At 63.3% G+C, this 2,266-nt stretch carries 2 protein-coding genes; both read right to left on the reverse strand.

Annotation, left to right across the window (positions count from 1 at the left end; all coding sequences use genetic code 11):
- A partial coding sequence (locus OXG98_05310) for a DegT/DnrJ/EryC1/StrS family aminotransferase (GenBank protein MCY3771419.1) occupies positions 1–1,065 on the reverse strand: 1,065 nt, incomplete at its 3' end.
- A gap of 3 nt (positions 1,066–1,068) precedes the next feature.
- Positions 1,069–2,266 (reverse strand): heparinase II/III family protein (locus OXG98_05315; protein ID MCY3771420.1); only part of this gene is annotated, 1,198 nt, incomplete at its 5' end.

Here is a 2,266-nt window from a genome sequence, read left to right on the forward strand (position 1 = left end):
GACCCGCCGCTCCGTATACCACGACTGCCGGTGCGGCATCCCGTACCGGTAGTCGTCCGTAACCGGGAGGCCCTCCGCCCGCAGGCTCGCGCAAAACGTCTCCTTGTCGCACGCCGAACGCTCAGGGTAAAACGCCACCGGAATAAACCAGTAGCTCGATTCCACCTCCCGTGCCGGCTGACTCAACGCGATCATCTCCAGGTCCGCCGTTCCTTCGATCAGCTGGCCGACGATCGCCCCTCTTCGTTCGATCATCTCCGGCAATTTGCGCAGCTGAATCAGGCCGAACACGGCTGCCAGATCAGTCTGGTTAAAATTCAGCGTCGCCTGCATGTTCGTCGCGCCTTCCGGTAAAAAATGCGGCTTGCCCCGGTCGGCCATCCTTCTCGCCGACTGGTAAAGCGCCTCATCCCGGGTGAAGACCATGCCGCCCTGCCCCCCCGAGCTGTGGTTCTTCCCCGAATTCGTCGAAAAGGCCGATAGGTCGCCAAAACTCCCCGCCAGCTGACCCTTGAACCGCGCACCGTGAGCCTGCGCACAGTCTTCGATCACCGGTATCCCATGCCGCCCCGCCAGCTCCATGATCCCGCCCATGTCGGCCGGTTCGCCCGCGATATGCGGCACAATAATCGCACTTGTGCGCGGCGAAATCAGCGCCTCGACCTGCTCCGGACCCGTGTTGAAGCTGCCCGGCGCAGAGTCGGCAATCATCGGGATCATGCTCTGCAATGGAATCGGCATTATCCCGCCCGGGTCCGTAAAGGGGCCGATGATGACCTCGCTGAACGCCTCCAACTCCAGCGCCAGCAGCGCCACGTAGATCGCCGCCGACCCCGAGCTTACCGCGTCCGCGTACCCGCCCCCCAGGTACTCCGCAAACGCCGCACAATACGCCTCCTCCTCCTCACCTTGGTAGGCGCCGAGCGTACCCGTGGCAAGTACCTTGTCCATGTACGCGCCGATCGCGTCCCTTTCTTCGCTATCAATATGCCCGCGCGGCGGCAACGGCGCTTCCCGCACCGGGGATCCACCATGTATGGCCAGCCTATCCGTACCGTTTCCCATTTCTCAATCCTCCAGAGTGTATTCGAAGCGGCTGCAGACCGCCAGGTCGCCCAGCCAGGCGGGGACCTCCACATCCGGCCCCGAGCGCACAATCCATAGCTCCTTCTCGTCCGAACCTTCCACCGTGCACGCCGCCCAGCCCGCCCCAGTCAGGTCGCTGCCATGCCACGTGACCGACACGATGCGCGGCCTTTCCGCGTAGGGATGAAACACGCTGACAAAGGCAGTGCGCGCCGCAGTTCGTTGCCGGATCATCAGGTCCTGCACGTCCTCTGCCGGATTCCCGGGCGCCGGCCCCGCATAGAGAACTGTCCCGTCCCTTTCTCCCATGAAAACCTTCATGCCCGTTTCCCCAAACTGCCAGTCCAAAGCGATATTGTCTAACACCGGTCGCGTGCTGAGGTCATCGATGTACTCGTACCCGTCCCCCTCAAGCTCGGCAGGCACAATTGGCACGCCATCTCCAAGCGGCGCAAGCACCCCGCGATTGCGGAAGATCCAGTCGATGCGGCGCTCCCGTTCGGCATCTACCAGGAAAATATCCACAAAATAGTCGCCCCGCGCCAGGACCGCCCTGCGCATAGCCACCCCATCGTAGACTCCCGGCGCCTCTTCATCGACACCGTATGTCGGCGTGTCGATGCCGGTGACAACGTCTTCTCCCCACCTGATCGCAGCGTCAGCGACCTGAAACGGCCCGTCAGCACGAAAGGCAATGCTCCGCCCCGCGCCCGCCGGCTGCGACTTCCCGTCCAGCACAACCGTGTTATGACTGATCGTCTGGCGGTACCAGCCCTGAAACAAATCAATCCCGTACCCGGGCGTCCCCAAATCCGGCGCCTGCCGTTCCCCCCGTGCATAAACAGTCAGCCCCAGCTTGTCCGGGTGCCCGTGACCGCCCCCGTGAACCCCGTACTTGAGCAATACATACTGCTCGTTCGCTTCCGACCGCAACGCCTCCCCTTCCGGCTGCGTACGCAGAACTGCATAGCCGGAAGCGGGCATCTGAACGCTTGGCAGCGCCAGTCCCTCGTCCGATCCCGATTCCAGCTCGGTAGCCCCGTACAGAAGCGCGTCCAGGCTTTCCCGCGGCCCGTGTCGATACGCCCGCGCCAGCACCTGGCCGAAAAGCGGCTCGTCGAACCAGGCGTTTCCAATCTCATAGAACGCCGGCGCTTTGGGTACCCCGTGGCAGCAGTCA

The sequence above is a fragment of the Gemmatimonadota bacterium genome (assembly GCA_026706345.1).
GTDB lineage: Bacteria > JAAXHH01 > JAAXHH01 > JAAXHH01 > JAAXHH01 > JAAXHH01.